Source organism: Acinetobacter sp. AS5, assembly GCF_048957595.1.
Taxonomy (GTDB): Bacteria; Pseudomonadota; Gammaproteobacteria; order Pseudomonadales; family Moraxellaceae; genus Acinetobacter.
Genome location: NZ_JARDAL010000096.1, coordinates 1 through 5,036, shown reverse-complemented (window position 1 = coordinate 5,036; position 5,036 = coordinate 1). Strand labels below are relative to the sequence as shown.

General features: G+C 54.8%; 5 protein-coding genes and 1 pseudogene. 5 read left to right on the top strand and 1 reads right to left on the bottom strand.

The genetic code is table 11. The features are described from left to right. Nucleotides 1–140 precede the first annotated feature (140 nt). From merD to PV763_RS17020, 5 genes and pseudogenes are all read left to right on the top strand, one after another. Nucleotides 141–404 (top strand): annotated as a pseudogene (gene merD / locus PV763_RS17040) (mercuric resistance transcriptional repressor MerD); the annotation flags it as partial. Continuing rightward, on the top strand, nt 401–637 hold the full coding sequence (gene merE, locus PV763_RS17035) for a broad-spectrum mercury transporter MerE (RefSeq protein ID WP_010591735.1): 237 nt from the start codon (nt 401–403) through the stop codon (nt 635–637). The pseudogene merD and the gene merE, both read left to right, overlap by 4 nt. Before the next feature lie 205 nt (nt 638–842). Further along, the gene (locus PV763_RS17030; RefSeq protein ID WP_420938251.1) at nt 843–2,180 is read left to right on the top strand and encodes a dihydrolipoyl dehydrogenase family protein; all 1,338 of its coding nucleotides are present in this window, start codon (nt 843–845) and stop codon (nt 2,178–2,180) included. 197 nt (nt 2,181–2,377) lie between these two features. Next, nucleotides 2,378–2,944: a recombinase family protein gene (locus PV763_RS17025; protein WP_033917453.1), complete on the top strand. Its 567-nt coding sequence runs from the start codon at nt 2,378–2,380 to the stop codon at nt 2,942–2,944. A 250-nt stretch (nt 2,945–3,194) separates the two neighbouring features. Beyond that, nucleotides 3,195–4,262 (top strand): hypothetical protein, encoded by a 1,068-nt coding sequence (locus PV763_RS17020; RefSeq protein WP_227504998.1) that lies wholly within the window; start codon nt 3,195–3,197, stop codon nt 4,260–4,262. A 208-nt stretch (nt 4,263–4,470) separates the two neighbouring features. Here the strand turns inward: PV763_RS17020 and merR are convergent, their stop codons facing one another. Further along, nucleotides 4,471–4,926, bottom strand: a complete 456-nt coding sequence (merR, locus tag PV763_RS17015; protein ID WP_001166626.1) for an Hg(II)-responsive transcriptional regulator — start codon at nt 4,924–4,926, stop codon at nt 4,471–4,473. Nucleotides 4,927–5,036 lie beyond the last annotated feature (110 nt).

Sequence of the window (5,036 nt, the reverse complement as noted above, 5' to 3'; positions counted from 1 at the left end):
AGCAAACAGGGCGCCGCGGCCTTTTTGCGGCTCAGACATAAATTCTCCTTTGCAAGATCCATCGAAAACATGATCGTACGTCCGGAGCTAAGTACGGAGTCAAGGACTTTGGAAAAACAGCGGCGGGTTCCGCCTGGTCCGTGGCGTGCACCCCTGGCGGCTACGGCCTGTTCGACGATGCTGCCTTGCAACGGCTGTGCTTCGTACGGGCGGCCTTCGAGGCGGGTATCGGCCTGGATGCGTTGGCGCAGCTGTGCCGGGCGCTGGATGCTGCGGACTCCGAGGAAGCGGCCGCGCAGCTTGCCGTGCTGCGCCAGCTCGTCGAGCGCCGCCGCCAAGCGCTGGCGAACCTGGAAGCCCAGTTGACTGAATTGGCGCATGGCGCGTCGGCGCTTCCTGTATGAATAGTCAGGAGCGCATTCCCCCCGACACACCCAAGCCGCTCAGCGGCTACCTTTGGGGCGCGCTTGCGGTGCTCACATGTCCCTGCCACCTGCCGGTGCTCGCCGTTGTACTCCCCGGCACAGGGGGCAGCTGGCTCCTCGGAAAGCATCGGGTCATCGCGGCAGTCGCCCTGACGGGGCTGTTCATCCTGTCCTTGGCACGAGGGATCCGCGCTTTCAGGCGAAGTGCCTGATCATCGCCGGGCAGGACCGAAGTGACTGCCTTGCAACGGTTACAGAGCCAGGTTGAGCGCTCCAAGCCAGGTATTGCAGCAGTGCTGCCTTCGATGGACCAGTCGGTGGCGGCAACTTTGCACGCTTTAGAAAGTCCGAGTGGTCGTGTGCTTCGCATCCTGGCGTTCCGCGGAACACACCTATTTTATCGAATTAGGAGAGTGAATGATGAAACGATACAACCTTGTGATTATTGGCACCGGGACGGCAGCGATGGTCGCCGCGATGCGTGTGCGGGCTGCCGGATGGAGTGTTGCGGTGATTGATTTCCGCCCCTTTGGTGGCACGTGCGCACTGCGCGGGTGCGATCCCAAAAAAATGCTCGTAGGCGGCGCCACCGCGGCGGACCACGCCCGTCGCATGCATGGCAAAGGCATTGCCGGCGAGACCCGTATCGACTGGCCGGCCCTGATCGCCTTCAAGCGGACTTTTACCGATCCCATTCCAGAAAAGCACCGGCAGCGTTACGCCGACAAGGATATAGATACCTATCATGGGCTTGCCCGCTTCACCGGCCGCCAAACGCTTGATGTCGAAGGCGAGCCGCTGGAGGCCGAGTACATCCTGATCGCCTCGGGAGCGGAGCCGATGAAGCTCGGCATCGCGGGCGAGGAGCACCTGATCACCCACGAGGAATTTCTTGAATTGGAGACCCTGCCGCGCCGGATCATTCTCGTCGGCGGTGGCTTTATCGCCTTCGAGTTTGCGCATACCGCACGGCGCGCAGGCGCCGAAGTCACCGTACTCGAGCAGGCTTCGCGCGTGCTCGGGCCATTTGACCCAGACCTTGTCGGGTGGCTGGTGGAGAAGTCTCGCGATCTCGGCATTGACGTGCGCACCGGGACCGCCGTCGAGACCATAGACCGGGACGGTGGCAGCTTCACCGTCCGTGCCGCTGCACATGGGAACTTGGAGACGTTCCAGGCAGACCTCGTTGTGCATGGCGCCGGCCGCGTGCCCGCGCTCGACCTGGACGCCGCCGGGGTGGCGCACGAGCGGGGCCGGATCAAGCTCAACGAGTTCCTGCAGAGTGTCTCTAATCCGGCGGTGTATGCGGCCGGCGACGCCGCGCAAGTGGGCCCACCCCTGACGCCGGTGTCGAGCCACGATGGCAAGGTGGTTGCGTCGAATCTGCTGAACGGGAACCACCAAGAGCCGAACTACACCGGGGTGCCGAGCGTGGTCTTCACGATCCCGCCCCTTGCCGCCGTGGGACTAGGCGAAGCTGAGGCGCGCCGGCAAGGCTACAAGTTCCGCATGCAGAGCGAAAAGGCATCCGACTGGTTCACGGCGCGTCAGGCCGCAGAGCCTGCTTATGGATTCAAGGTGCTCATCGACGAGGAAACTGACCGGGTGCTCGGCGCACATCTACTGGGCCCGCATGTGGATGAGGTGATCAACATCTTTGCTCTCGCAATACGCCATGGCCTCACGGCGGAACAGCTCAAGACGACGATGTTCGCCTATCCCACCGGTGCGTCGGACATTGGATATATGTTGTAGTCCGGCCGTAAATCCGACACGGGCCAGGAGCGGCCGTGATATATCGGCCGATAGGCGTCAGATTGAGGCATACCCTAACCTGATGTCAGGATGCCCCGAATTGATCAGTCAGGATAGAGTCCGTTTCGTGATTTCTTGAAAGATGCCGCGAAGGGTCATAGAGTTTCCCTGACACTTTCGCCTCTTGGAGACTCATCTTGCACGGTCAACGCATGGGCTATATCAGGGTCAGCAGTTTCGACCAGAACCCAGAACGCCAACTCGACAACGTCCAGGTGGATAAGCAGTTCATCTACAAGGCTTCGGGGAAGGACACCCTGCGGCCGCAGCTCGATGCCATGCTGTCATTCGCGCGCGAGGGTGACACTGTGGTGGTGCACAGCATGGATCGCCTTGCCCGCAACCTAGACGACCTGCGCCGCCTGGTGCAGCAGCTCACCAAGCGCGGCATCCGCATTGAGTTCGTCAAGGAGTGCCTCAGCTTCACTGGCGAGGATTCGCCGATGGCGAACTTACTGCTGTCGGTAATGGGAGCGTTCGCTGAATTCGAGCGGGCGCTGATCCGCGAGCGGCAGAGAGAGGGGATCGCGCTGGCCAAGCAGCGCGGCACTTACCGTGGCCGTAAGATGGCGCTTGTGGACGACCAGGTTGTCGAGCTGCGCCGCCGCGCCGGTGCCGGCGAGCAGAAAGCCACGCTTGCGCGCGAGTTCGGCATCAGTCGCGAGACGCTGTATCAATACCTGAAAGTGGCGCCAACGGCTTAACCCGGTTTTCCGTTCCACTGCACCTCAGACCCCAGGAAGACCGCGCGGCCTTCATCGCCGCGGTGGACAAGGCAAGCCACCATGTCGAACGTCAACCGACTAAAAGCGCTTCACCCTCAAACCAATCTCCTTGATTCAAACCCGACCGCCTTGGACACTTTTACTTCACGACTGCAAGCTCTGGACACTTTTGCTTCTTTAAATCGGACACTTTCACTTCAACGAACGAAAATGGCCGGAATCCCGGCCGATGATCGTTCTGCTTAGCGTACGTTTTTTTCCGAATTCTGCGACGCCCCCTTATACAAGAAATTTAACGGATAAAGAGCAAAATAATATTCAGGCAGGGATTCAGTATAAAACCATTCATTTAACCGATGAATACTTTTCCCCGTTAATTATCCGCAAGGCATTAATGTCAGCAGAAAACAATTTCTTTCGATTTAATCATCTGAAAAATCACATTGTTGGGATAAAAAGTATTGATGAATTGATCGAAAAGTATCTACCTTTATATGAAATTAAATATTCGTATTCAGAAGGTAAGGACATTAACCAACTTGAAGCGCATGAAAAACTGCAATTATTGGTCGGTGTGATTTTACCCGAAGTGCGTAAAGCCATAGATCGGCACATGCCACAGATTACAGGAAGTCATATTTTTAGACCTAAATCACTATCCTCTATCTTTCAGCAAGAAAAGAACATCTACTTGGTTTCGTTCCCTATCCAAGATTCAGATGGTGAAACGAGTGATCATGCACCTGATGAACGTGCAAAACCACAGTCAAGCCATGACAACCCCGATCTACAGTTTGATGTTGAAACTGCCGATTGGTACGCCTACAGTGAAAACTATGGCACAAGTGAAGAAAAACGCTTTGTTAAGTTTGTTGCAACTCAAATTGACGAGCTTAAATCACGCTACAAGGGTGCAGAGATTTACCTGATACGGAATGAACTCGATTATTGGTTGTTTAGCCCTAAAGATGGTCGTAGATTCAGCCCTGACTACATGCTGATCATTAATGATGCTGAAAATAGTGAAATGTACTATCAATGCTTAATTGAGCCTAAAGGTGGTCATTTGCTTGAAAAGGATACTTGGAAAGAGGAAGTATTGATTAGTTTGGATGATGAAAGCCAAATTGTTTTTGATGCAGATCAAGATGATTCACAAAACTATGTTGAGTTCTTAAATGAAGTTAAAGAGCATGGTTATAAGGAAGTTAAATGTTTAGGCTTCAAATTCTACAATACCGAACCACGATCTGAATCAGATTTTGCTATTGATTTTCACAATAGGATGCCGAGTTAATCTAGGTTTCTCACTGTAACCTGCTGATTATTATCTTTTTGTGAAGTTGCTACATAATATTGTTTTTAAGATCATTGAATAAAAAAGCCAGCTCTATACTGGCTTTTTTATTGCTTAAAATTATATTCCGATGCTTGGTCAAAACTGCAAGTATGCAGTCTTGACCAGGCATCTAGGGGTCGTCTCAGAATTCGGAAAATAAAGCACGCTAAGGCGTAGTCACCCCGTGACTCCCCCGCGCCGATGCAGCGAGCTTCGTTCCGTCTTGCAGTGACGCAATCAGCGGGCAGGAAACGTTCCCTTTCCGCGCATGGCAGGCGCACATCAGTTCAGACAGCACGGCCTCCATGCGTGCCAAGTCGGCCATCTTCTCGCGCACATCCTTGAGCTTGTGCTCGGCCAGGCCGCTGGCTTCCTCGCAATGGGTGCCATCCTCCAGCCGCAGTAGCTCGGCGATTTCGTCCAGGCTAAAGCCCAGCCGCTGGGCCGATTTCACGAACCGCACTCGTGTTACATCCGCCTCGCCATAGCGGCGAATGCTGCCATAGGGCTTGTCTGGCTCCGGCAGCAGGCCCTTGCGCTGGTAGAACCGGATGGTCTCCACATTGACCCCGGCCGCCTTGGCAAAAACGCCAATGGTCAGATTCTCAAAATTAATTTGCATATCGCTTGACTCCGTACATAACTACGGAAGTAAGCTTAAGCTATCCAAACCAAATTTGAAAGGACAAGCGTATGTCTGAACCACAAAACGGGCGCGGCGCGCTCTTCGCC